This is a genomic window from Sphingomonas sp. HITSZ_GF, from assembly GCF_029543155.1.
GTDB lineage: Bacteria > Pseudomonadota > Alphaproteobacteria > Sphingomonadales > Sphingomonadaceae > Sphingomonas.
Map to the genome: position 1 here is coordinate 111609 of NZ_JARQXA010000005.1, position 21650 is coordinate 133258.

Below are 21650 nucleotides of genomic sequence, written 5' to 3' on the forward strand. Positions count from 1 at the left end.
GGATGCGCTTGCGGAGCGCCGTCAGCGAGTGACGGACACGCGATACCAATTTTGCTGTAGCCCTCTTCTCGGCTCGAAAGGCCGATTAGAGCGCAAACCGACGGGGAGCCTTCAAGTTCCAGGGATAGGGCATTGAGTTCAAAATAAAATCGTGCCGGCGCGGTAGCCCGCGGGATGACGGCTACCCTAGGGGCGCCCTAAGGACGGCCGAGCGATCGGATCCAGCGGCCCCAGCCCTCTGCGATCGGCTTGCCGAGCCGCATCGCCGGCAGTTCTACGAAGCGATAGCTGAACGCAGCCGAAGCCAGGCTCAACGGCACGACGAGCAGCATCAGCGCGAAAGTTGCCGGCAGTCCCCCGCCGGCGAAGGGCCAGATACCCAGCAACTCGCTGCCGATCCCCGCCACCAGGCCGAGGATTGGAAGGTGGAGCAGATAGAGGCTGTACGACACGTCTCCCAGCCAGGTGAGCGGCCGGCTGCGCAGGAAACCGAACAGATCGGCGCGGACGTAGAGCACCGCGATCAGCGCGGTCGCGGCGACCGCCTCGATCAGCGCGGCAGGCTTCGACTCGTAATCGGTCATGAAATCGCCCGCGACCAGATTTCGCCCGAACCATAGCGCGCAGAAGGCGACCAGCGCCGCGACGACGGCCACGCGATCGTTGCGAAGGCGCGGCGCGATCGCCGGCGCGATCAGCACGATCCCCGCCCCCAGCGCGAAATCGACCAGGTACACCGGCGCGACAACGATCGAAAAGCCGCCGATCTGGGAAAGGATGGCAAGCAGCACCGCCACCAGCAGGAACAACCGGGTGCGCCGGAACAACAGCCAGGCGATCCCCGGCATGAGGAAGGAGCCGATCAATTCGACGAACAGCGACCAGATCGGCACCGGGAACAGCGTGAACACGCCCATCACCGACAGCAGCGCGACCACCGGGGTCAGAAATTCGCGGCTATGGGGATTCCACCACAGCGAAACCGTCTCGGGCTTGGGCATGCCGTGGAAGAGGAGCGCATAGCCCAGCGCGACGAGCAGCGAGACCCAGAGCGCCGGATAGATCCGGAAGGCCCGGCGCAGGTAGAAGCTCGACGTTTCGGCCAGGTCGATCGGGCGCCGGGAAAGCGAGATCGTCAGCACGAAGCCGCTCAGCACGAAGAAGGTGACCACCGCCGCATGCGCGTTGATCGCAATCTCGCTGAGCCGGCGCAGGCCCGCGCCATAGTCATAATAGAAGCAGCAATGGTGCAGCACGACCGCCAGCGAGGCGAGACCGCGAACCGATTGAAGTTCTACGCTGTGCTTGCGCCCCTGCAGTTCGGCCGTCGCCCGCTCGATCGAAAGCCAATCCCGCATCGCCGCTCATTCTCCCTCGCCGCGGGCGTGCACACAGCCCGGCGAAAAGGCAAGCGCCTCCCCCTTTCCACGGCACGCAAACGAAAAGGGGCGACAGTCGCCTGCCGCCCCTTCCCTGTCTTGTCGCCGGTAAAGCGGACGAAGGCTTAGCCCTCGAGCACCTTCACCATGTGCGGCAGCTTGCGGATCATGCCGCGGACCTCGGGGCTGTCTTCCAGCTCCGAAACCTTGTGCATCTTGTTGAGGCCAAGGCCGATCAGCGTCGCGCGCTGATCCTTGGTGCGGCGGATCGGCGAGCCGATCTGCTGGATCTTGATCTTCGCCATGTCGCTTACTCCGCGATCGCGGCCGCATCCGCCTCGGCGGTCTGCGAACCACCGCGGCCGAGCAGGTCGGCGATCTTCTTGCCGCGCCGCTGGGCGACCGACTTCGGCGAAGTCTGGTCGTTCAGCGCCTCGAAGGTGGCGCGGATCATGTTGTAGGGGTTCGACGTGCCGACCGACTTGGTCACGACGTCGGCAACGCCCAGGCTCTCGAAGATGGCGCGCATCGGGCCACCCGCGATGATGCCGGTGCCCTGCGGCGCCGAACGGATCGTCACGCGGCCGGCGCCGAAATGGCCCTTGCCGTCGTGATGCAGCGTGCGGCCTTCCTTGAGCGGAATGCGGACCATCGCCTTCTTGGCAGCAGCCGTCGCCTTCGAGATGGCTTCCGGCACTTCGCGCGCCTTGCCATGACCGAAGCCTGCACGGCCCTTGCCGTCGCCCACGACGACCAGCGCCGCGAAGCCGAAGCGCTTGCCGCCCTTCACCGTCTTCGAGACGCGGTTGATGTGGACCAGCTTCTCGATCAGCTCTTCGCCGCCGTCCTCGGCACCGCGACGATCGTCGCGGCGGCCACGGTTGCCGTCACGGCCGCCACGACCGCGATCGCCACCACCGCCCGGACCACCACGGCCACGGCCGCGGCCACGGCCCTGCTGCTCCTGGGGAGCACCGGCGTCCTGGGCTTCGAAGCCCGCGCCCTCTGCGGGCGCCTGGTTGTTTTCGTCAGCCATTCTCAGAACTCCAGCCCGCTCTCACGAGCGGCATCGGCCAGCGCCTTGACGCGGCCATGATAGAGGAAGCCACCGCGGTCGAACACGACCTGGGTGATGCCGGCAGCCTTGGCAGCCGCGGCAACGCGCTTGCCGACTTCCTGGGCGGCCTCGATGGTCGCGCCGGTCTTGCCGCGCACGTCCTTGTCGAGGGTGGAAGCTGCGGCGACGGTCTTGCCGGCGGCATCGTCGATCACCTGGGCATAGATGTGCTTGCCCGAGCGATGGACCGAAAGACGCGGACGACCACCGGCACGCGCACGCAGAGCGCTGCGGTTGCGGCGACGACGCTTCTCGAAAAGCGAGAGACCCTTGGTGCTGATCACTTCTTCTTCCCTTCCTTACGGAAGATGAACTCGCCGTCGTACTTGATGCCCTTGCCCTTGTACGGCTCGGGCTTGCGCCAGCGGCGAATCTCGGCCGCAATCTGGCCGACCTTCTGCTTGTCGATGCCCGAGATCTCGACCGTGGTCTGATCCGGGGTCTTGATCTCGATGCCTTCCGGCACGTCGATGTTCACGTCGTGCGAATAGCCGAGCTGGAGCTTGAGCACCTTGCCCTGCGCCGCCGCACGGTAACCGACGCCGGTGATCAGCAGCTTCTTCGAGAAGCCGGTGGTCACGCCGGTGACGAGGTTCTGCACCAGGGTGCGCTGCATGCCCCAGAAGGCACGGGCGCGCTTGGTGTCGTTCGCCGGCTGCACCGAGATGCCGCCATCGACGAGCTCATAGCTGATCAGATCAGCCTTCGGGATCGACAGAGTGCCCTTGGGGCCCTTCACCGAGACCTGGTCGCCGTCCAGCGTGGCGGTGACGCCAGCGGGGATCGCGACCGGCTTCTTACCGATGCGGCTCATTAGAACACCTCCGCCAGCACTTCGCCGCCGACATTCTGCTCGCGCGCTTCCGCGTCCGAGAGAACGCCGCGAGGCGTCGAGACGATCGTGATGCCCAGGCCGTTGCGGACGCGGGGAAGCTCCTGGCTGCCCGAGTACACGCGGCGGCCCGGCTTCGAGATGCGCGCGACGTGCTTGATCGCCGGCTGGCCCTCGAAATACTTCAGCTCGATGCGGATGCCCGCGGCGGGGCCCATCTGCTCTTCGCTGTAGCCACGGATGTAGCCTTCGCGCTGGAGCACATCGAGAACGCGCGCACGCAGCTTGCTCGCCGGCGTAAGGACAGAGTCCTTGCGGGCGCGCTGGCCGTTGCGGATGCGGGTGAGCATATCACCCAGGGGATCGGTCACTGCCATCTTCGTGATCCTTACCAGCTCGACTTCGTGACACCGGGGATCAGGCCCTTGTTGGCCAGATCACGCAGCATGACACGAGCAAGACGGAACTTGCGGTAGTAACCGCGGGGGCGACCGGTGAGCTCGCACCGGTTGCGAATGCGGGTCGGGTTGCCGTTGCGCGGCAGCTCGGCCATCTTGAGACGCGCGATGAGACGCTCGGTCTCATCGAGGCTCTCGTCATTCGCGATCGCCTTCAGCTTCGCATACTTGCCGGCGTACTTCTTCACCAGCTGCTTGCGACGCTCGTTCTTGTTCACGGAACTCAGTTTCGCCATGACTTAAGTTCTCTTTCCTTTACGCGGCCTTGGCTTCGCCGTCCGCATCCTGCGGGAACGGGAAACCGAAGAGACGGAGAAGCTCGCGAGCTTCCTCGTCGGTCTTCGCGGTGGTGGTCACGATCACGTCCATGCCGCGGATCTTGTCGACCTTATCGTAGCTGATTTCCGGGAAGATCAGCTGCTCCTTGAGACCGCAGGCATAGTTGCCGCGGCCGTCGAACGACTTCGGGTTCAGGCCACGGAAGTCGCGAACGCGCGGCAGCGCGATCGTGATGAAGCGATCGAGGAACTCGTACATGCGCTCGCGGCGAAGGGTGACCTTCGCGCCGATCGGCATGCCCTCGCGCAGCTTGAACTGCGCGATCGACTTCTTCGCCTTGGTGATCACCGGCTTCTGGCCCGCGATCAGCTCCATTTCAGAAGCGGCCTGCTCGACCTTCTTCTTGTCCTGGGTCGCTTCGCCGACGCCCATGTTGAGCACGATCTTCTCGATCTTCGGCACTTCCATGACGTTCTTGTAACCGAACTTCTCGGTCATCGCCTTGGCGATGGTCTCGTCATAGAGCTTGCGCATGCGCGGCGTGTAGGAATCAGCCATTGATGACCTCCCCGGTCTTGACCGCAACGCGGACCTTCTTGCCGTCACGCTCCTCGAAGCGGACGCGGGTCGGCTTGCCGTCCTTGGTCACATGGGCGACCTTCGACACCGCCATCGGCGCTTCCGAACGCTCGAGGCCACCCTGCGGGTTGGCCTGCGAAGCCTTGCGGTGACGCACGGCGACGTTCACGCCCGACACAACAACCTTGCCCTCCTTGGGGAGAGCCTTGACGACTTCACCGGTACGGCCCTTGTCCTTGCCGGACAGGACGATGACCTGGTCGCCCTTCTTGATCTTGGCAGCAGCCATCACAGCACCTCGGGGGCGAGCGAAATGATCTTCATGAAGCCCTTCGAGCGCAGCTCGCGGACCACCGGGCCAAAGATACGGGTGCCGATCGGCTCCTCGTTCTTGTTGACCAGGACGGCAGCATTGCCGTCGAAGCGAATGACCGAGCCATCGGCGCGGCGGACGTCCTTGGCGGTGCGGACGATGACGGCACGGTGCACGTCACCCTTCTTCACCTTGCCGCGGGGAGCAGCTTCCTTGATGCTGACGACGATGACGTCGCCGACGGAGGCGAAGCGACGCTTCGATCCGCCCAGCACCTTGATGCACTGCACCCGCTTCGCGCCGCTGTTGTCAGCGACGTCGAGATTGGACTGCATCTGGATCATGGATCCGGTTCCTTCTCGTTCGGCCTACCGGGACGTTCGCCCGGCGGTTCCAGTTGAAAACGCTTAGGCGGCGGCGTCCGACTTGGTCGGGGTCGCGTGGGTGTTCACCCGCTCGATCACCTTCCAGGTCTTGAGCTTCGAGATCGGCGCAGTCTCTTCGATGCGCACGGTCTCGCCGGCCTTGTACTCATTGCCCTCATCATGGGCATGATACTTCTTCGAGCGACGGATGATCTTGCCGTAGAGCGGGTGCTTCACCTTACGCTCCACGAGCACGACGACCGTCTTGTCGCCCTTGTCGGAAACCACGTTCCCGGTCAGCACGCGCTTCGGCATGGTCTCTGTCCTTACTTCGCAGCCGAGCGCGAGCGCTCGTTCTGCAGCGTCTTGATACGGGCGATGTCACGACGGACCTCGCGAACGCGGCTCGGCTTCTCGAGCTGGCTGGTCGCGGCCTGGAAGCGGAGGTTGAACGCCTCGCGCTTCAGGTTGCCGAGCTCGTCGCTCAGCTGGTCTTCGGTCTTCGCACGAAGATCGGTAGCCTTGGTCATTCTATCAACCCTCCAGGTGCGAGGTATCGCCGAGGCGAGCCACGACCTTGACCTTGATCGGCAGCTTCATCGCCGCGCGCTCGAAAGCTTCAGCAGCGAGCGGGCCCGGCACGCCGTCCAGCTCGAACAGGATGCGGCCCGGCTTGACGCGGGCGACCCAGAATTCCGGCGAACCCTTACCCGAGCCCATGCGGACTTCAGCAGGCTTCGACGAAACCGGCACGTCCGGGAAGATGCGGATCCAGAGACGGCCCTGACGCTTGATGTGGCGCGTGATCGCGCGGCGAGCCGCTTCGATCTGGCGGGCGGTGATCCGCTCCGGCTCCATCGCCTTCAGGCCGTACGACCCGAAGTTGAGCGCCGTGCCACCCTTGGCGTCGCCATGGATGCGGCCCTTGAAGGCCTTGCGGAACTTGGTGCGCTTCGGTTGCAGCATTGTCCCTAGTCCTTAGCGACGGTCTTCGCGCGCCGGGCGCACGCCCGTCGTCTGCGATTCCAGGTTGAGGCGATCGGTCGCCATCGGATCGTGGCCGAGGATCTCACCCTTGAAGATCCACACCTTCACGCCGCAGACGCCATAGGCGGTGTGCGCTTCGGCAGTGGCGTGATCGATGTTCGCGCGCAGCGTGTGCAGCGGAACGCGACCTTCGCGATACCATTCCGAACGGGCGATCTCGGCGCCGCCGAGACGGCCGCCGCAGTTGATCCGGATGCCCTCGGCGCCGAGACGCATCGCCGACTGCACCGCGCGCTTCATGGCGCGACGGAAGGCGATACGACGCTCGAGCTGATCGGCGATGCCCTGGGCGACGAGCTTGGCGTCGACTTCCGGCTTGCGGATCTCGACGATGTTCAGGCTCACGTCGCTCGAGGTCATCGAGCTCAGCGTCTTGCGCAGCTTCTCGATGTCCGAGCCCTTCTTGCCGATGATGACACCGGGACGGGCAGCGTAGATCGACACGCGGCACAGCTTGGCCGGACGCTCGATCACCACCTTCGAGATCGCGGCCTGGGGCAGCGTCTCGAGGATGTACTTGCGGATCTTGAGGTCCTCCATGAGAAGGCGGCCGTAATCGGCGCCCTCGGCGAACCAACGGCTGTCCCAGGTACGGTTGACCTGGAGGCGAAGACCGATCGGGTTGCTCTTGTGACCCATTATGCTTCTTCCTGCTCGCGGACGACGATGCGAAGACGGCTGAACGGCTTCAGGATGCGGGTGGACTTGCCACGGCCGCGGGTCGCGAAGCGCTTCATCGTGATCGACTTGCCGACCGAAGCCTCGGCGACGACGAGTGCGTCGACGTCGAGGTTGTGGTTGTTCTCCGCGTTGGCGATCGCCGAAGCGAGAACCTTGCGGGCGTCGACGGCCATGGCCTTGGTCGAGAACTGAAGGATATTCAGCGCATCGCCGGCCTTCTTGCCGCGGATCAGGCCCGCAACGAGGTTCAGCTTCTGGGCCGAGCCGCGGATCTGCGTGGCGACGGCAAGGGCTTCCTTGTCGCCGACCTTACGGGGGGCTGCAGGCTTGCTCATTAGCGCTTACCCTTCTTGTCGGCAGCGTGGCCCGGGAAGAACCGGGTCGGCGCGAACTCGCCGAGCTTCATGCCAACCATGTCCTCGTTGACCGAGACCGGCACGAACTTGCGGCCATTATAGACGTTGAACGTCAGGCCGACGAAGTCCGGCAGGATCGTCGAGCGGCGCGACCAGGTCTTGATCGGACCGGCGCGGGTGCCCTGCTCCTGCGCGGTCTGCGCCTTCTTGAGCAGGTGGAGGTCCACGAACGGACCCTTCCAAACGGAACGAGCCATCCTATTAGCCCTTCTTCTTCGCGTGACGGCTGCGGATGATCATCTTGTCCGTCGCCTTGTTGTGGCGGGTGCGCGCACCCTTGGTCGGCTTGCCCCACGGGGTGACCGGGTGACGGCCGCCCGAGGTACGGCCTTCACCACCGCCGTGCGGGTGGTCGACCGGGTTCTTCGCGACACCGCGGGTCAGCGGGCGGATGCCCTTCCAGCGGTTGCGGCCGGCCTTGCCGAGGTTGGTGTTCTGGTTGTCCGGGTTGGACACCGCACCGACCGTCGCCATGCAGTTGCCGTGGATGTAGCGCTGCTCGCCCGAGTTCAGGCGAACGATGACCATGCCGCGGTCACGGCCGACGACCTGCACATAGGTGCCCGCCGAACGCGCGATCTGACCGCCCTTGCCCGGCTTCATCTCCACATTGTGGACGATGGTGCCGACCGGCATCTGCGACAGTTCCATGGCGTTGCCCGGCTTCACGTCGGTCTTCTTGCCCGCGATCACCTTGTCGCCGACAGCGAGACGCTGCGGAGCGATGATGTAGGCCAGGCGATCCTTGCCGGCTTCGTCGGCGCCGTAGTTGACGAGCGCGATGAAGGCGGTGCGGTTGGGATCATACTCGATCCGCTCGACCGTGCCCTCAACGTCCCACAGGCGACGCTTGAAGTCGATGATACGGTAGCGCTGCTTGTGACCGCCGGCGATGCCGCGCGAGGTCACATGGCCCTTGTTGTTGCGGCCGCCGGTCTTGGTCTTGCCTTCGGTCAGACCCTTGACCGGGCGACCCTTGTACAGGGCCGAACGGTCGATCAGGATCAGGCCGCGGACGCCAGGCGACGTCGGATTATAGTTCTTGAGTGCCATCGCCTCAGATTCCCGTCGTCACGTCGATCTGATCGCCATCGGCGAGCGTCACGATCGCTTTCTTCACGTCAGAGCGGCGATACGGCGCGCCCTTCCACTTCTTGGTCTTGCCCTTCTGGACGATCGTGTTGACGCCCGTGACCTTGACCGAGAACAGCGCTTCGACAGCGGCCTTGATCTCGGGCTTGGTGGCGTCGCCGGCGACCTTGAACACAACGGCGTTGTACTCGGAGACCAGGGTCGACTTTTCGGTGATGTGCGGAGCGACAATCACGTCATAGTGACGGTTGTCGATCGCAGCTGCCTGCTTCTTAGCCATTGAAGCGCGCCTCCAGGCTCTCGACGGCAGCGCGGGTCAGAACCAGCGTGTCGTGCTTCAGGATGTCATAGACGTTGGCGCCGACCGCCGGGAGGACGTTGACGCCCACCAGGTTACGGGCCGCGAGGAAACCGTTGCCGGCTTCGCCGTCGATCACCAGGGCAGTCTTGCCGGTGCCGAGCTTGGCGAACTGGGTCTTCAGCTCCGCGGTCTTGGCGGTGCCGAAGGCGTCGAGGACGATCAGCGAGCCCGCCTTGGCGTGGCTGCTGAGCGCCATCTTCAGGCCGAGCGCGCGGATCTTCTTGTTCAGCGACGGATTGAAGTCGCGAACGCGGGCGCCGTGCGCCTTACCACCGCCGATGAACACCGGAGCGCGGCGATCGCCGTGACGGGCGGTACCGCCGCCCTTCTGGCGACCGAACTTCTTGCCCGAGCGGGCGACGTCAGCACGCTCGCGAGTGCCGCGCGCGGTGGCGCGGCGCTTCTCGAGCTGCCAGGTGACGACGCGGTGCAGGATATCGGCGCGCGGCTCGACACCGAAGACGGTGTCGTTGAGCTCGATGTCGCCCGATGCCTTGGCGTCGAGGGTTTGAACCTTGACCTTCACTTAGCCCTCCTGGCCTTCGGTCGCCTCAGGAGCCTCGACCGTATCGGCCGGAGTCTCCGCGGGAGCGGTGTTGTTGTTGGCAACCGACTTGATGCCGGCCGGGAACGGCGCGGTGTCGGGGCGAGCGACCTTGACGGCGTCCTTGACGAACAGCCAGCCGCCCTTCGAGCCAGGGACCGAGCCCTTGACGAAGATCAGGCCGCGCTCGACGTCGGTGCCGACGATCTCGAGGTTCTGCTGGGTGCGGAACTTGTCACCCATGTGGCCGGCCATCTTCTTGTTCTTGAAGACCTTGCCCGGATCCTGGCGCTGACCGGTCGAACCGAGCGAGCGGTGCGAAACCGAGACGCCGTGGGTGGCGCGCAGACCGCCGAAGCCCCAACGCTTCATGCCGCCCGCGAAGCCCTTGCCCTGGGTCTTGCCCTGGATGTCGACGAACTGGCCGGCGACATAGTGGTCGGCCGAGATCTCGGCGCCCACTTCGAGCAGGCCGTCCGCGTCGACGCGGAACTCATGGACGACAGCCTTGGGCTCGACTTCGGCCTTGCCGAAGTGGCCGCGCTGCGGCTTGGCGACATTCTTGCTCTTCGCCGTGCCGGCGCCGAGTTGGACGGCAGTGTAGCCGTCGCGATCCTTTTCGCGGACGGAGACGACCTGGACGCCTTCGAGAGCCAGGACGGTGACGGGCACGTGGCGGCCGTCGTCCTGGAACAGGCGGGTCATCCCCAACTTCTTCGCGATCACGCCAGTGCGCATGACCAGTTGCTCCTATGCATAGGCACCCTCGGGACCATTCCCTCGGGTGCGTGCTTCAGCCCGAAAATATGATGCGAGCCCCCGTCCGGGCTGAACCCCCTCCCGAAGGAAGAGGCGACGGGGGACGCAGACCCGGTTCTCCGAAGAGGCCGGCGGTATCCCTATCGCGATGCGAGTGCGCCCGTGGCGCCCTCCGGTTCCTTGCGTTGGATCGGGATCGATCCGGTGGAGGAACCTGGCGAATCCCCCATAAGGGAATCGCGAATCTCGTGTGGAGGCGCGCCTTTACGTCAGCAGCGCTTCCCTGTCCACCCTCCAACTGCGTTCCCTTGCAGAGATACGCCAAGTGGAGAGCGACCCCGGCTTTCGCCGGGGCTAAAGGCAAGCTCGCTTAAGCGAGCTTGATCTCGACGTCCACGCCGGCGGCGAGGTCGAGCTTCATCAGCGCGTCCACCGTCTGCGGGGTCGGCTGCACGATGTCGAGCATGCGCTTGTAGGTGCGCACTTCGAACTGCTCGCGGCTCTTCTTGTCGATGTGGGGACCACGGTTGACCGTGAACTTCTCGATCTTCGTCGGAAGCGGGATCGGGCCACGGATGAGAGCGCCGGTGCGGCGCGCAGTGTCGGCGATGTCGCCGGTCGCCTGGTCGAGCACTCGATGATCGAACGCCTTCAGGCGAATACGGATATTCTGCGTTTCCATGTCCCTACCAATGCGAAAGAGCGGGGCCCGTTGCCGAGCCTCTATGCTGTACCCAAAACCGAAGGCGCGCCCTTACAGCGCCCCTCATAAAAAGGCAACCGCCCGACTCTCCTTTTTTGGAGAGCCGGGCGATTGTTTTTCAGTTCAGGCCTTGCGGCCGAAACTTGAGCTTACTTCTGGATCTCGGCGACGACGCCGGCACCCACGGTGCGGCCGCCTTCGCGGATGGTGAAGCGCTGGCCGACGTCCATGGCGATCGGCGCGATCAGCTTGATGCCGAGAGCGACGTTGTCGCCCGGCATCACCATCTCGGTGCCTTCCGGCAGCTCGATCGTGCCGGTCACGTCCGTGGTACGGAAGTAGAACTGCGGACGATAGTTGGCGAAGAACGGCGTGTGACGGCCACCCTCGTCCTTCGACAGCACGTACACTTCCGACTTGAAGTCGGTGTGCGGCTTGATCGAACCCGGCTTGGCCAGAACCTGGCCACGCTCGACTTCGTCACGGCCGACGCCGCGGATCAGCGCGCCGATGTTGTCGCCGGCTTCACCCTGGTCGAGCAGCTTGCGGAACATTTCCACGCCGGTGACGGTGGTCTTGCGGACGGCTTCCTGGATGCCGACGATCTCGACTTCCTCGCCAACCTTGACGATGCCGGTCTCGACGCGGCCGGTCACCACGGTGCCGCGGCCCGAGATCGAGAACACGTCTTCGATCGGCATCATGAACGGCTTGTCGAGCGGACGCTCCGGCTGCGGGATCGACTCGTCGACGGCAGCCATGAGGGCCAGGATCGCGTCCTTGCCGAGCTTGTCGTCCGAACCCGAGAGAGCGGCGGTCGCCGAACCACGGATGATCGGAATGTTGTCGCCGTCGAATTCACGACGCGACAGCTCTTCGCGGATTTCCATCTCGACGAGCTCGAGGATTTCCTCGTCCTCGACCAGGTCGACCTTGTTCAGGAAGACGACCATGGTCGGCACGCCGACCTGGCGAGCGAGCAGGATGTGCTCCTTGGTCTGCGGCATCGGGCCGTCGGTGGCGGCGACCACGAGGATCGCGCCGTCCATCTGGGCAGCGCCGGTGATCATGTTCTTCACATAGTCGGCGTGGCCCGGGCAGTCGACGTGCGCATAGTGACGCTTGTCGGTCTCGTACTCGACGTGCGCGGTCGAGATGGTGATGCCGCGCTCGCGCTCTTCCGGAGCCTTGTCGATGTTGGCGAAGTCGACGGCGGCGTTGCCCGCGACGTTCTCCGCCAGAACCTTGGTGATAGCGGCCGTCAGCGAGGTCTTGCCGTGGTCGACGTGACCGATGGTGCCGATGTTGAGGTGCGGCTTGTTCCGCTCAAACTTTGCCTTCGCCATTGTTTTCCTACCTTCTGATCTCTGATTCCGCGCCGCCAGGGGATTCGCCGGAAGGCGGCCCCATAGCGGCTGTTTTTAGATTACGCCAGCCCGAGCGGGCGAAGCGTGTTACGCCAGCTTCGCCTTGACTTCGTCGGCCACGTTCGGCGGCACTTCGTCATAGTGCGAGAACTGCATCGAGTACTGCGCACGACCCTGGGTGAACGAGCGGAGCTGGTTCACATAGCCGAACATGTTCGCCAGCGGGACCATCGCCTCGACCGTCTGCGCGTTGCCGCGGCTGTCGGTACCCTGGATCTGGCCACGGCGGCTGTTGATGTCGCCGATGACGTCGCCGAGATAGTCCTCGGGGGTCACGACTTCCACCTTCATGATCGGCTCGAGCAGCTTGATGCCGGCCTTCTGGGCGGCTTCGCGCATTGCGGCACGGGCGGTGATTTCGAAGGCCAGCGCCGACGAGTCGACGTCGTGGTACGCACCGTCATAGAGCAGCACTTCGAAGTCGATGATCGGGAAGCCGACCAGCGAACCGGTCTGCGCCGTCTCGCGGAAGCCCTTCTCGATCGCCGGGATATACTCCTTCGGCACGTTGCCGCCCTTGACTTCGTCCTTGAAGACGAAGCCCGAACCGCGCTCGCCCGGGGTCAGCTTGACCTTGACGCGACCGAACTGGCCGGTGCCGCCCGACTGCTTCTTGTGCGTGTAGTCGATGTCCACCGGCTTCGCGAGATACTCGCGATACGCCACCTGCGGCGCACCGACATTCGCCTCGACCTTGAACTCGCGCTTCATGCGATCGACCAGAATCTCGAGATGGAGCTCGCCCATGCCCTTGATGATGGTCTGGCCCGACTCGTGGTCGGTCGAAACGCGGAACGAGGGATCCTCGGCGGCCAGGCGGTTGAGCGCGATGCCCATCTTTTCCTGGTCGGCCTTGGTCTTCGGCTCCACCGACAGCTCGATCACGGGCTCCGGGAACTCCATGCGCTCCAGGATGATCGGGTTGGCAGCGTCGCACAGCGTGTCGCCGGTCGTGGTCTCCTTGAGACCCGCGATCGCGACGATGTCGCCCGCACGCGCCTCATCGATGTCCTCACGCGAGTTCGCGTGCATGAGGAGCATACGGCCGATCTTTTCCTTCTTGTCCTTCACCGAGTTCAGGTAGCTGCCCTTGGTGAGGGTGCCCGAGTAGATACGGGCGAAGGTGAGCGAGCCGACGAACGGATCGTTCATGATCTTGAACGCGAGCAGCGACAGCGGGGCATCGTCGGCGGCCGGACGCGAATCCGGGGTCTCGCCGTCGAGCTTCACGCCCTGCACGTCGGGAATGTCGAGCGGGCTCGGCAGATAGTCGACCACGGCGTCGAGCAAGGGCTGCACGCCCTTGTTCTTGAACGCCGAGCCGCACAGGATCGGCACGAAGGCCATCTCGAGCGTGCCCTTGCGGATCAGCTTCTTGAGGTCGGCGACCGACGGCTCATTGCCTTCGAGATACGCTTCCATCAGCGCGTCGTCCTGCTCGACGGCCATCTCGATCAGGTCGCTGCGATACTTCGCGGCCTTTTCCTTCAGGTCGTCGGGGATCTCGGCATATTCGAACTTCGCGCCCAGCGACTCTTCGAGCCAGATGATCGCGCGGTTCTCGACCAGGTCGACCAGGCCCTTGAAGCCGCCTTCCATGCCGATCGGGAGATACAGCACGGCCGGACGCGCGCCGAGGCGCTCGACGATCGTGTCGACGCAGAAATAGAAATCGGCACCGGTGCGGTCGAGCTTGTTGACGAAGCACATGCGCGGCACGCCGTACTTGTCGGCCTGGCGCCACACGGTCTCCGACTGCGGCTCCACGCCGGCAACGCCGTCGAAGCAGGCAACCGCGCCGTCGAGCACGCGCAGCGAACGCTCGACTTCGATGGTGAAGTCGACGTGGCCCGGGGTGTCGATGATGTTGATCAGGTGCTCTTCACCCTTGCCCTCTGCCGCGCGCCACTTGCAGGTGGTCGCCGCCGAGGTGATGGTGATGCCGCGCTCCTGCTCCTGCTCCATCCAGTCCATCGTCGCGGTGCCTTCGTGCACTTCGCCGATCTTGTAGGACTTGCCGGTGTAGTAGAGGATGCGCTCGGTCGTCGTCGTCTTGCCGGCGTCGATGTGCGCCATGATGCCGATATTGCGGTAACGCTCGAGCGGATGGCTGCGGGCCATGACCTGGTTTCCTTAAGGATGTGGGGAGCCGGACGATCCGGCTCCCCGATATGTAGGAACGAAAGTTGGAAGCGCCAGCCTGGCCGGCGCGTCCGGGAGTCTTACCAGCGGTAGTGGCTGAAGGCGCGGTTCGCCTCGGCCATACGGTGGGTATCCTCGCGCTTCTTCACCGCGTTGCCGCGGTTGTTCGAGGCGTCCAGCAGCTCGCCCGAGAGGCGGGCCGACATGGTGTTCTCGCTGCGGTTGCGGGCCGACGAGATCAGCCAGCGGATCGCAAGCGCCTGCGCACGCTCCGGACGGACTTCCACCGGCACCTGGTAGGTCGCACCGCCGACGCGGCGGCTGCGGACCTCGATGCCCGGCTTGATGTTGTTCAGCGCGTCATGGAACACGCCGATCGGATCGCGCTTGGCGCGGGTCTCGACGGTTTCCAGGGCCGAATAGACGATGCCTTCGGCGACGGACTTCTTGCCGTCCAGCATCACCGAATTCATGAACTTCGAAAGCACGATGTCACCGAACTTGGGATCCGGCAGGATTTCGCGCTTTTCGGGGCGACGACGACGAGCCATCTTGAATTTCCTTCTAAAACTTCAGCGTGTCCGGAACCCGTCCGGGGCTTACTATGGCTGTGATTACTTCGGACGCTTCGCGCCGTACTTCGAACGGCTCTGCTTGCGGTCCTTGACGCCCTGCGTGTCGAGCACGCCGCGCAGCACGTGGTAGCGCACGCCCGGAAGGTCGCGCACACGGCCGCCGCGGATCAGCACAACCGAGTGCTCCTGAAGGTTGTGACCTTCGCCCGGGATGTAGCTGATGACTTCGCGCTGGTTGGTCAGGCGGACCTTCGCAACCTTGCGGAGCGCCGAGTTCGGCTTCTTCGGGGTCGTGGTATAGACACGGGTGCAAACGCCGCGCTTCTGCGGGTTCTGCTCCATCGCAGGGACCTTCGACTTGGTCTTCTGCAGTTCGCGGCCCTTGCGGACCAGCTGGTTAATCGTCGGCATGAAGCCCTTCACCTTATGTTACCGGCCGCAGCCGGCGGTTACTTTGCTGGAACCCTTGTTTGAGAATACGAAAAGGCCCCGGGTGCCATCGGCCCCCTGGACCATTGCGTCTCCAGCAACGTTCAGCTCTTGCCCCACGAAGAATCATGACCGGACGGACCGGTCCCTCGCGGAACGGGGGCGCCTATAGCGACGGGGGGCTTGGCGGTCAACTGACTCGCCCTGTGCCGCCGCAGCCGGGATAACGGAGCGTCAACCAGCTGCGGGCTAGGGGTTGCGAGATGGTTCGTTACGCATCCCGATTCAAGCCGCTAGCCGCCGCGCTCGCGGCGCTGTTCGCCACGCTCGTGCTCGGCGGCTTCGGCCCCGCGCTCCCCGGCGCGACGGGCCTGCTGTCCTGGGAGCTGTTCGGCCTGGCCACGGTGGGCGGCACCGGGCTGCTCGCCTGGCACCTCGCCCAGCTCACCGCATTGCCCGCAGGGCCGCTGCCCAAAGCCGCGCTGCCTGCCGCGCTGATTCCGCTGGCGGTGTTTCCGCATATCGGCGCAGCCGCGCTGCTGGTGCCGGTGGCGCTCGCGCTGCCGCTGCTCCGGATCGACCGATTCGCCGGCGGCCTGGCGCTCGCCGGAACGCTGGCGATGCTCGGGCCGCTGCCGCTCTCTCCATTGGTCGCCGGCGTAACGATGCTCGGCGCCGCGTGGCTTTGCCGCGCTCGCTGCCCCGCCGCCAACGACAATCCCTCTCTGGAACGCCTGTCCCGCTTTTGGTCGGTGCCTGTTCCTGCACATTATGCTAGGGATTTATGCAGGGATTCGGGGTCCGAATTTGGGGAGTAGCGTGAATGTTCAACGGCAATAATCGTGGTCGCGATCGCGACGAGCGCCCGGCAGTGCCGCCGGCACCGCCGCAGCAGAGCAGCAGCAGCGGCAAGCGCGGCATGTTTTCGGTGATCGGCCCGGACGTGACCGTCACGGGCAACGTTTCGGCCACCGCCGACCTGCACATCGATGGCCGCATCGAAGGCGACGTCAATTGCGGTAGCCTGGCGCAGGGCGCCGACAGCCAGATCTTCGGCAACGTCACCGCCGACAGCGCCCGCCTTGCCGGTGCGATCGAAGGCACGGTGCGCGTCCGCACGCTCACCATCGAGCGTTCGGCAAAGATCACCGGCGATGTCGAGTACGAGAACATCACCATCGAGAATGGCGGCCATATCGACGGCCGCCTGAAGCATATGAGCACGGTCCAGGCAGCGGCTGCTGCGGCAACCGGCCCGCGCCCGGTCGAAGCGGCCCCTTCGCCCTTCGCGGCGGCGGCGAACGAATAAGCCCGGGCTTATCGGCAAACAGGAAGGGCGCGTTCTCCCCGGAGAGCGCGCCCTTTGCTTTGGTGTCGGAAGTTAACCGCATAGCCTCTCCCCGGCGAAGGCCGGGGCCCAGACTTGAAATGCACGCGCCTTGGCGCGTCTTCGCCACGCACTGCTTAGTCTGGGCCCCGGCCTTCGCCGGGGAGAGGAAGGGTGAAAACCCTACAGCCCCTTGATCTTGTCTAGGTGCTGCTGGACGATCGGCGCGATCTCGACCGCGAAGGCCTTGAGCTCGGGCACCGTGCCGTTCGCGGCATAATCCTGCACCGTTGCCAGCGTCCTCTGGTGCGCCACCAGCTGCTGCGCCTTGTAGGCGGTGTCGAAATCCGCCCCGGTCGTGTCGCGCAGCGTCGCGAGGTTCGCTTCCTGCTCGGCGCTCAGCCTGGGGTTCGGCATCAGCGCGGGCACCGCCTTGGCGGCGGCCGCCTTCAGCTTGGCGGTCGATTCGGTATGGCCGGTCACCATCATCCCGCCGAAATCCTTGAGCGCCTGGCTCGTCGCCTTTTGCTGGGCGAGCTTGCCTGCCGCCACTTCATAGGCATCGCTGGCGCCGGCGGTGTCGGCAAAGGTCTGGCCGGTCATCACCGCGGCACCCGTTGCGGCATTGATGTCGGTGCCGGTCGCCGCATTGGCGTCGATGCTGTTCTCGGGAATGATCGTGTCGGTCGCGACGATATTGTCGACGGTGGTCACCGGCTCGCTGCCGCCACAGGCGCCGAGCGCAAAGGCAGGGCCCAGGCCGATCGCAAAGAAGTATTGTTTCATGCGGGCATCCCTCCTGTTCTTGAGAAGGGAACGCGGGCATGGAGGCACCCGTTCCGACTGCAATTGCCCGATGCGGCGAAACGAGGAGAGCGCCGATGACCGACTGGACCCAGATCCGGGAAGGCGGCTGCCGCTGCGGCGCGGTGCGTTTCCGCCTGGCCGGCGCGCCGTTCCTAACCAGCGCCTGCCACTGCACCGGCTGCCAGAAGATGACCGGCAGTGCCTTCTCGCTCACGCTGACCGTACCGACGGGCAGCTTCGAAGTGACTCAGGGCGAGCCGGTGATCGGCGGGCTGCACGGGCCGGTCGCGCACCATTTCCACTGCGACCATTGCAAGAGCTGGATCTTCACCCGCGCCGAGGGGATCGACTGGTTCGTCAACATCCGCACGACAATGCTCGACGCGCCCGACACCGCCCCGCCCTTCCTGGAGACGTGGACCAGCGAGAAGCTGCCCTGGGCCGAGACCGGCGCGGCGAAGAGCTATCCGGGCAATCCAGACTGGAACGACTGGGAGAAGCTTACGGCTGAATATGCTGCCCGCTAAAATCCTCCCCCGAAGGGGGAGGGGGACCAGCCGCAGGCTGGTGGAGGGGGAACGCCACGAGTGACACCGCTTGTGGCATGCCCTCTCCACCACCGGCTACGCCGGCGGTCCCCCTCTCCCTCCGGGAGAGGATTACGCGCCCCTCACCCCTTCAACGGATCATGCCCCCAGTTCATCAGCGAATAGCGCCAGCGTGACGTCGGCACCTTGTATTCGTCGTGCGGCCCCTGCCCGCGGTGGCGTGCGACGAAGCCGATCACCTTGCGCATATGGGCATAGTCGCCGCCGCCGAGATCGGCCTTCTTCGTCCGCAATATCTCGACGATCCGGCGGCCCGATGCATGGCCCACGCTCTCGCCGCCATCGCGCTTGAAGCCCACCTTGTGGCTTTGCTCGGTCTCCAGCCATTCCTCGATTTCGGCGGGCGCCATGTTCACCGCGTCGTGAAATTTCCGCCACACCGTCTCGTGGTCGTCGCGCTCGGGCACCGGCTTCTCCATTTTGGCCTGCAATCCTGTCCGCAACGGACCTCTCTCCGCTCAGTTTCACCGGCGAATCGATTATTATCGCGATGTCGCCCGCGAGTCTGTCGCGCGCGACCGGTCCACAGGGGCTTGAATCAGGAACCCGTCACTCGGCGAATCCGCCGGGCGCTGCCGCACGTCCTCAATGGACGGGTCGCCTCCAGCGCACGGATGGAGCGGGTGGCACAGCGAAAAGAGGCTAAGATGACGATCTACGCGACGCAGAACCAGTGGGGCGGCAATTCGGCGCCCTGGCATGATGGCGGCCTGCTCAGCATCGGCAACCGCGCCGATCAGAACCCGATCGCGCTGCAGATCCAGTCGGGCGACGGCGGCAAGAGCTTCACCGGCACGATGACCTATGAAGGTGAAGGCCCGATCGGGGTGCGCGCCACGCTCGTCACCACCAACTGCTACCAGGTGGAGAACCAGTGGGGCGGTAGCTCGGCACCCTGGCACGATGCCGGGCTGTTCCTGCTCGGCGCGCGCAACGGCCAGAACGCCGTGGCGTTCGACCTCAAGTCGAGCGACGGCGGCCAGACGATCACCGGCACGATGACCTATGCCGGCGAAGGGCCGATCGGAGTGAAGGGCTCGGTGTCGAGCGGCACCGGCTTCGACGCGACCAACCAGTGGGGCGGCAATTCCGCGCCCTGGCACCAGGGCGGGCTGTGGGTGCTGGGCTGCCGGCCCGACCAGCCGGTCGTTGCGCTCGACATCTCGAGCGCCGACAATGGCCGCACCCTCACCGGCACGATGACCTATTCGGGCGAAGGCCCGATCGGCTTCAAGGCGACCCAGACCATGGCCGACACCTATAGCGTGCTCAACCAGTGGGGCGGCGACCAGGCGCCCTGGCACGATGGCGGCGTGTGGGTGATCGGCTGCCGCGGCACCCAGGGCGTGGTCGCGGTGAAGGCGACCGGCAGCGGCAACGGGCTCTCGGGCACGATGACCTATGCCGGCGAGGGGCCGATCGGGCTTAACCTGGTGCCGGCGGTGAGCGAGGCGCTGGCGGAAGCCTGACCTTCCGAGTTCTCCGGCGCAGGCCGGGGCCCAGGGTTTCCATGCTGTGTCGCTTGTAACTCTGGGCCCCGGCTTTCGCCGGGGAGCAGCTTGCGCTCGCCTTACCCCGCCGCCGCCGCATAATCCTCGCCGACCGCCGGCAGTGCGATCCGCGCGACCAGCGTCGTCGCCCCGACCATCAGCAACGCCACCAGCGCGATCCGCAGCCCCCGCCTGGAGAGCTTCACCCCCGCCGCCAGCACCACGGCCAGTCCGGTCGCGAGCATCGCCCAGAAGTGATAGCGATAATCGGCAGCCACGCTGATCACGAGGAAGGCCAGCTCGGTGAGCGCCGCCGACAAGGCAAGGGCGACCGCCAGACGGCTCCGGGCCTCCTCGCGCCTCCAGGCCAGCGCCAGCACCGCCAGCGCCGCGACCAGCCAGACGATCGGCGCGCCGAGCGGGCTCTCCGCCAGCCAGCCCGCGATGCGCGCAAATGCCGCGGTCCAGCGCGCCGGCGAGCCGAGCCCGAGGCTGTTCGGCTCGCTGTCTGCCTGCGGCTCGGCGAGCGGATAGCGCTCGGGCACGATCCAGCGCATCGTCGCGTTCCAATGCGCCAGCCGGTGCGTGGCATAGGCGAGCGGGTGGTGCGCGATCGTGCCGATCCAGGCCTGGGTCAGCGCGTGCCCCGGCGCCGCAGCCTCTAGCCCATCGGAGACAAAGTCGCAGCGGTCGCCGAGCGGATCCCATAGCAGAGGCCGGATGCAGTGCTGCGCCTCGGCCGCGCGCCACAGCTTGGCGGGCAGCACCGGCACCGCATCGGGCCCAGCATGATGCGCGATCCCCGCCAGGTCATAGATCGGCAGCGAACGCCCGACATCGCTGGCGCTCGCCCGGAAGATCGCATGGTTCACCACCGGCATCGCCACCAGCATCGCGATCATCGCCGCCAGCATCAGCACGCCGTGCCGCACCGGCCGCCACGGTCCCGTGCCCAATAGTCCGAAGGCCAGCGGTACCGTGGCGAACACCGCGTTGATCCGCACCAGCGTGGCGTAAAGGAGGAGCAGCACGATCAGGCCGGCCGCCCAGCGCGGCAATGCCCTGCCCTCCAGTCGCCACCAGCAGGCAAGCCCGGTGGCGGCGAGCAGCGCGCCTGCCATCTGCCCATCCTTGAGCACCGCAACCTGCCAGCCGGCAAAGGGCGGCCAGATGCCGAGCAGCAGCACCGCCCCGCTGGCGATCCGGGATCCGCGCCGGGCCAGCGCCGCGGCGATCAGGCCGAGGCCGGTCCAGTACAGCAGCATCTGGAGCAGGAACATCGGTGCCTGGCCGTGCCAGCCGGCGCCGTGGAACAGCGACCACAGCCGCGCCATCGCTGGCGGGTGCCAGTCGTCATAGCTGCCCGAGACGACTTGGCTATATTGGTTGAGCGTGTCGAACATCGCCACGCCTGGCCAGAAGCAGGCGAGCATGAAGAGGCCGAGCAATGCCGCCGCGATCGCCGCCCGGGCTGCGGGCGACACACGGCTCACCGCGCTACTCCCGGACGATCTTGCGGCCGAACACCGGGCGCGGCGCATCCTCGGCTTCGGAAATCTCGGCGCTGCCCTGCCCCGCCGCCTTGCGCTCCAGATAGCGGGCGAGCGCCGCATCGGCGTCGAAGGCCGGCCCCTCCGCGGCGGCGTTCGGCTTGCTTTCGCCCGGGATGCTGGGGGTCAGCAGGAAGCGCAGCAATTTCAGGAGGAGCGGCAGCGCCAGCAGCAGCCCGATCGCGCTCAATCCGAGCACCGTCGGCCCCAGCCCGCCGGCGATCATGCCGTCGCTCCAGCCATCGAAGCTGGTGAAGTGGATCAGCAGCCACCCGATATAGACGAGCGGCAGCAGGGACAGGATCAGCTTGACCGGGCGCATGCCAATTCTCCCACCAGTTCGCGAGAAACTGGCGGGAGGCTTGGCCGG

The 21650-nt window shown here is 65.6% G+C and carries 33 protein-coding genes; 4 read left to right on the forward strand and 29 right to left on the reverse strand.

The window, feature by feature from the left end; translation table 11 throughout:
- Positions 1-197: 197 nt before the first annotated feature.
- From P6144_RS14685 to rpsL, 25 genes are all read right to left on the reverse strand, one after another.
- Entirely contained in the window at positions 198-1358 is a 1161-nt protein-coding gene (locus P6144_RS14685; RefSeq protein WP_277768557.1) for an acyltransferase, read from the reverse strand.
- 146 nt (positions 1359-1504) lie between these two features.
- Positions 1505-1684, reverse strand: coding sequence for a 50S ribosomal protein L30 (rpmD, locus tag P6144_RS14690; RefSeq protein WP_044333362.1), 180 nt, complete (start codon positions 1682-1684; stop codon positions 1505-1507).
- Positions 1685-1689: 5 nt separating this feature from the next.
- Positions 1690-2415 (reverse strand): 30S ribosomal protein S5, encoded by a 726-nt coding sequence (rpsE, locus tag P6144_RS14695; protein WP_277768558.1) that lies wholly within the window; start codon positions 2413-2415, stop codon positions 1690-1692.
- Between the two features lie 2 nt (positions 2416-2417).
- Positions 2418-2777, reverse strand: coding sequence for a 50S ribosomal protein L18 (rplR, locus tag P6144_RS14700; protein WP_277768929.1), 360 nt, complete (start codon positions 2775-2777; stop codon positions 2418-2420).
- Positions 2777-3310: a 50S ribosomal protein L6 gene (rplF, locus tag P6144_RS14705; protein WP_277768559.1), complete on the reverse strand. Its 534-nt coding sequence runs from the start codon at positions 3308-3310 to the stop codon at positions 2777-2779. The genes rplR and rplF overlap by 1 nt, the downstream gene beginning before the upstream one ends.
- Complete coding sequence (rpsH, locus tag P6144_RS14710) at positions 3310-3705, reverse strand: 30S ribosomal protein S8 (protein WP_086128654.1); 396 nt, start codon at positions 3703-3705, stop codon at positions 3310-3312. The genes rplF and rpsH overlap by 1 nt, the downstream gene beginning before the upstream one ends.
- Before the next feature lie 11 nt (positions 3706-3716).
- Positions 3717-4022, reverse strand: coding sequence for a 30S ribosomal protein S14 (gene rpsN / locus P6144_RS14715; protein ID WP_277768560.1), 306 nt, complete (start codon positions 4020-4022; stop codon positions 3717-3719).
- A gap of 19 nt (positions 4023-4041) precedes the next feature.
- The gene (gene rplE / locus P6144_RS14720; protein WP_277768561.1) at positions 4042-4623 is read right to left on the reverse strand and encodes a 50S ribosomal protein L5; all 582 of its coding nucleotides are present in this window, start codon (positions 4621-4623) and stop codon (positions 4042-4044) included.
- Positions 4616-4933, reverse strand: a complete 318-nt coding sequence (gene rplX, locus P6144_RS14725; protein ID WP_277768562.1) for a 50S ribosomal protein L24 — start codon at positions 4931-4933, stop codon at positions 4616-4618. The genes rplE and rplX overlap by 8 nt, the downstream gene beginning before the upstream one ends.
- Positions 4933-5301 carry a 50S ribosomal protein L14 gene (gene rplN / locus P6144_RS14730; protein ID WP_086128650.1) on the reverse strand — a complete coding sequence of 123 codons (369 nt, stop codon included), beginning with the start codon at positions 5299-5301 and terminating at the stop codon, positions 4933-4935. The genes rplX and rplN overlap by 1 nt, the downstream gene beginning before the upstream one ends.
- 63 nt (positions 5302-5364) lie before the next feature.
- Positions 5365-5637, reverse strand: coding sequence for a 30S ribosomal protein S17 (gene rpsQ / locus P6144_RS14735; protein WP_086128649.1), 273 nt, complete (start codon positions 5635-5637; stop codon positions 5365-5367).
- Positions 5638-5648: 11 nt separating this feature from the next.
- Positions 5649-5852, reverse strand: a complete 204-nt coding sequence (gene rpmC / locus P6144_RS14740) for a 50S ribosomal protein L29 (RefSeq protein ID WP_277768563.1) — start codon at positions 5850-5852, stop codon at positions 5649-5651.
- Between the two features lie 4 nt (positions 5853-5856).
- Positions 5857-6288, reverse strand: a complete 432-nt coding sequence (gene rplP, locus P6144_RS14745) for a 50S ribosomal protein L16 (protein WP_086128647.1) — start codon at positions 6286-6288, stop codon at positions 5857-5859.
- A gap of 12 nt (positions 6289-6300) precedes the next feature.
- Entirely contained in the window at positions 6301-7008 is a 708-nt protein-coding gene (gene rpsC / locus P6144_RS14750) for a 30S ribosomal protein S3 (RefSeq protein WP_277768564.1), read from the reverse strand.
- On the reverse strand, positions 7008-7385 hold the full coding sequence (gene rplV / locus P6144_RS14755) for a 50S ribosomal protein L22 (protein ID WP_086128645.1): 378 nt from the start codon (positions 7383-7385) through the stop codon (positions 7008-7010). Before rplV ends, rpsC begins: the two co-directional genes overlap by 1 nt.
- Complete coding sequence (gene rpsS / locus P6144_RS14760; RefSeq protein WP_116838639.1) at positions 7385-7663, reverse strand: 30S ribosomal protein S19; 279 nt, start codon at positions 7661-7663, stop codon at positions 7385-7387. Before rpsS ends, rplV begins: the two co-directional genes overlap by 1 nt.
- A gap of 4 nt (positions 7664-7667) precedes the next feature.
- Complete coding sequence (rplB, locus tag P6144_RS14765) at positions 7668-8519, reverse strand: 50S ribosomal protein L2 (RefSeq protein WP_277768565.1); 852 nt, start codon at positions 8517-8519, stop codon at positions 7668-7670.
- Positions 8520-8523: 4 nt separating this feature from the next.
- Positions 8524-8838, reverse strand: coding sequence for a 50S ribosomal protein L23 (locus P6144_RS14770; RefSeq protein ID WP_277768566.1), 315 nt, complete (start codon positions 8836-8838; stop codon positions 8524-8526).
- Positions 8831-9445, reverse strand: coding sequence for a 50S ribosomal protein L4 (gene rplD, locus P6144_RS14775; RefSeq protein WP_277768567.1), 615 nt, complete (start codon positions 9443-9445; stop codon positions 8831-8833). The genes P6144_RS14770 and rplD overlap by 8 nt, the downstream gene beginning before the upstream one ends.
- Positions 9446-10201 (reverse strand): 50S ribosomal protein L3, encoded by a 756-nt coding sequence (gene rplC / locus P6144_RS14780; RefSeq protein WP_277768568.1) that lies wholly within the window; start codon positions 10199-10201, stop codon positions 9446-9448.
- Positions 10202-10592: 391 nt separating this feature from the next.
- Positions 10593-10904, reverse strand: coding sequence for a 30S ribosomal protein S10 (rpsJ, locus tag P6144_RS14785; RefSeq protein WP_029936463.1), 312 nt, complete (start codon positions 10902-10904; stop codon positions 10593-10595).
- 170 nt (positions 10905-11074) lie between these two features.
- Positions 11075-12271, reverse strand: coding sequence for an elongation factor Tu (tuf, locus tag P6144_RS14790; protein ID WP_277768569.1), 1197 nt, complete (start codon positions 12269-12271; stop codon positions 11075-11077).
- A 108-nt stretch (positions 12272-12379) separates the two neighbouring features.
- Positions 12380-14473 (reverse strand): elongation factor G, encoded by a 2094-nt coding sequence (gene fusA / locus P6144_RS14795; RefSeq protein WP_277768570.1) that lies wholly within the window; start codon positions 14471-14473, stop codon positions 12380-12382.
- Between the two features lie 101 nt (positions 14474-14574).
- A complete protein-coding gene (rpsG, locus tag P6144_RS14800) occupies positions 14575-15045 on the reverse strand; it encodes a 30S ribosomal protein S7 (protein ID WP_086128636.1) in 471 nt (156 codons plus the stop codon).
- 63 nt (positions 15046-15108) lie between these two features.
- On the reverse strand, positions 15109-15480 hold the full coding sequence (rpsL, locus tag P6144_RS14805) for a 30S ribosomal protein S12 (RefSeq protein WP_184169899.1): 372 nt from the start codon (positions 15478-15480) through the stop codon (positions 15109-15111).
- Positions 15481-15761: 281 nt separating this feature from the next.
- Between rpsL and P6144_RS14810 the strand changes: the two genes are divergently transcribed.
- Both P6144_RS14810 and P6144_RS14815 read left to right on the forward strand, forming a co-directional pair.
- Positions 15762-16316 (forward strand): hypothetical protein, encoded by a 555-nt coding sequence (locus tag P6144_RS14810; protein ID WP_277768571.1) that lies wholly within the window; start codon positions 15762-15764, stop codon positions 16314-16316.
- Between the two features lie 5 nt (positions 16317-16321).
- On the forward strand, positions 16322-16807 hold the full coding sequence (locus tag P6144_RS14815; RefSeq protein ID WP_277768572.1) for a polymer-forming cytoskeletal protein: 486 nt from the start codon (positions 16322-16324) through the stop codon (positions 16805-16807).
- 201 nt (positions 16808-17008) lie between these two features.
- On the opposite strand, the gene P6144_RS14820 is transcribed toward P6144_RS14815, so the two are convergent.
- Positions 17009-17611 carry a DUF4142 domain-containing protein gene (locus P6144_RS14820; protein WP_277768573.1) on the reverse strand — a complete coding sequence of 201 codons (603 nt, stop codon included), beginning with the start codon at positions 17609-17611 and terminating at the stop codon, positions 17009-17011.
- Between the two features lie 95 nt (positions 17612-17706).
- Here P6144_RS14820 and P6144_RS14825 point away from each other — a divergent pair, with 95 nt between their 5' ends.
- Positions 17707-18159 (forward strand): GFA family protein, encoded by a 453-nt coding sequence (locus P6144_RS14825; RefSeq protein WP_277768574.1) that lies wholly within the window; start codon positions 17707-17709, stop codon positions 18157-18159.
- Between the two features lie 143 nt (positions 18160-18302).
- Here the strand turns inward: P6144_RS14825 and P6144_RS14830 are convergent, their stop codons facing one another.
- On the reverse strand, positions 18303-18659 hold the full coding sequence (locus tag P6144_RS14830; RefSeq protein WP_277768575.1) for a DUF3140 domain-containing protein: 357 nt from the start codon (positions 18657-18659) through the stop codon (positions 18303-18305).
- 228 nt (positions 18660-18887) lie between these two features.
- Here P6144_RS14830 and P6144_RS14835 point away from each other — a divergent pair, with 228 nt between their 5' ends.
- Positions 18888-19709 (forward strand): lectin ESA-2, encoded by an 822-nt coding sequence (locus P6144_RS14835; protein ID WP_277768576.1) that lies wholly within the window; start codon positions 18888-18890, stop codon positions 19707-19709.
- A 101-nt stretch (positions 19710-19810) separates the two neighbouring features.
- Here the strand turns inward: P6144_RS14835 and P6144_RS14840 are convergent, their stop codons facing one another.
- The gene (locus P6144_RS14840) at positions 19811-21223 is read right to left on the reverse strand and encodes a hypothetical protein (protein WP_277768577.1); all 1413 of its coding nucleotides are present in this window, start codon (positions 21221-21223) and stop codon (positions 19811-19813) included.
- A gap of 4 nt (positions 21224-21227) precedes the next feature.
- The gene (locus tag P6144_RS14845; protein ID WP_277768578.1) at positions 21228-21602 is read right to left on the reverse strand and encodes a hypothetical protein; all 375 of its coding nucleotides are present in this window, start codon (positions 21600-21602) and stop codon (positions 21228-21230) included.
- Positions 21603-21650: the final 48 nt, after the last annotated feature.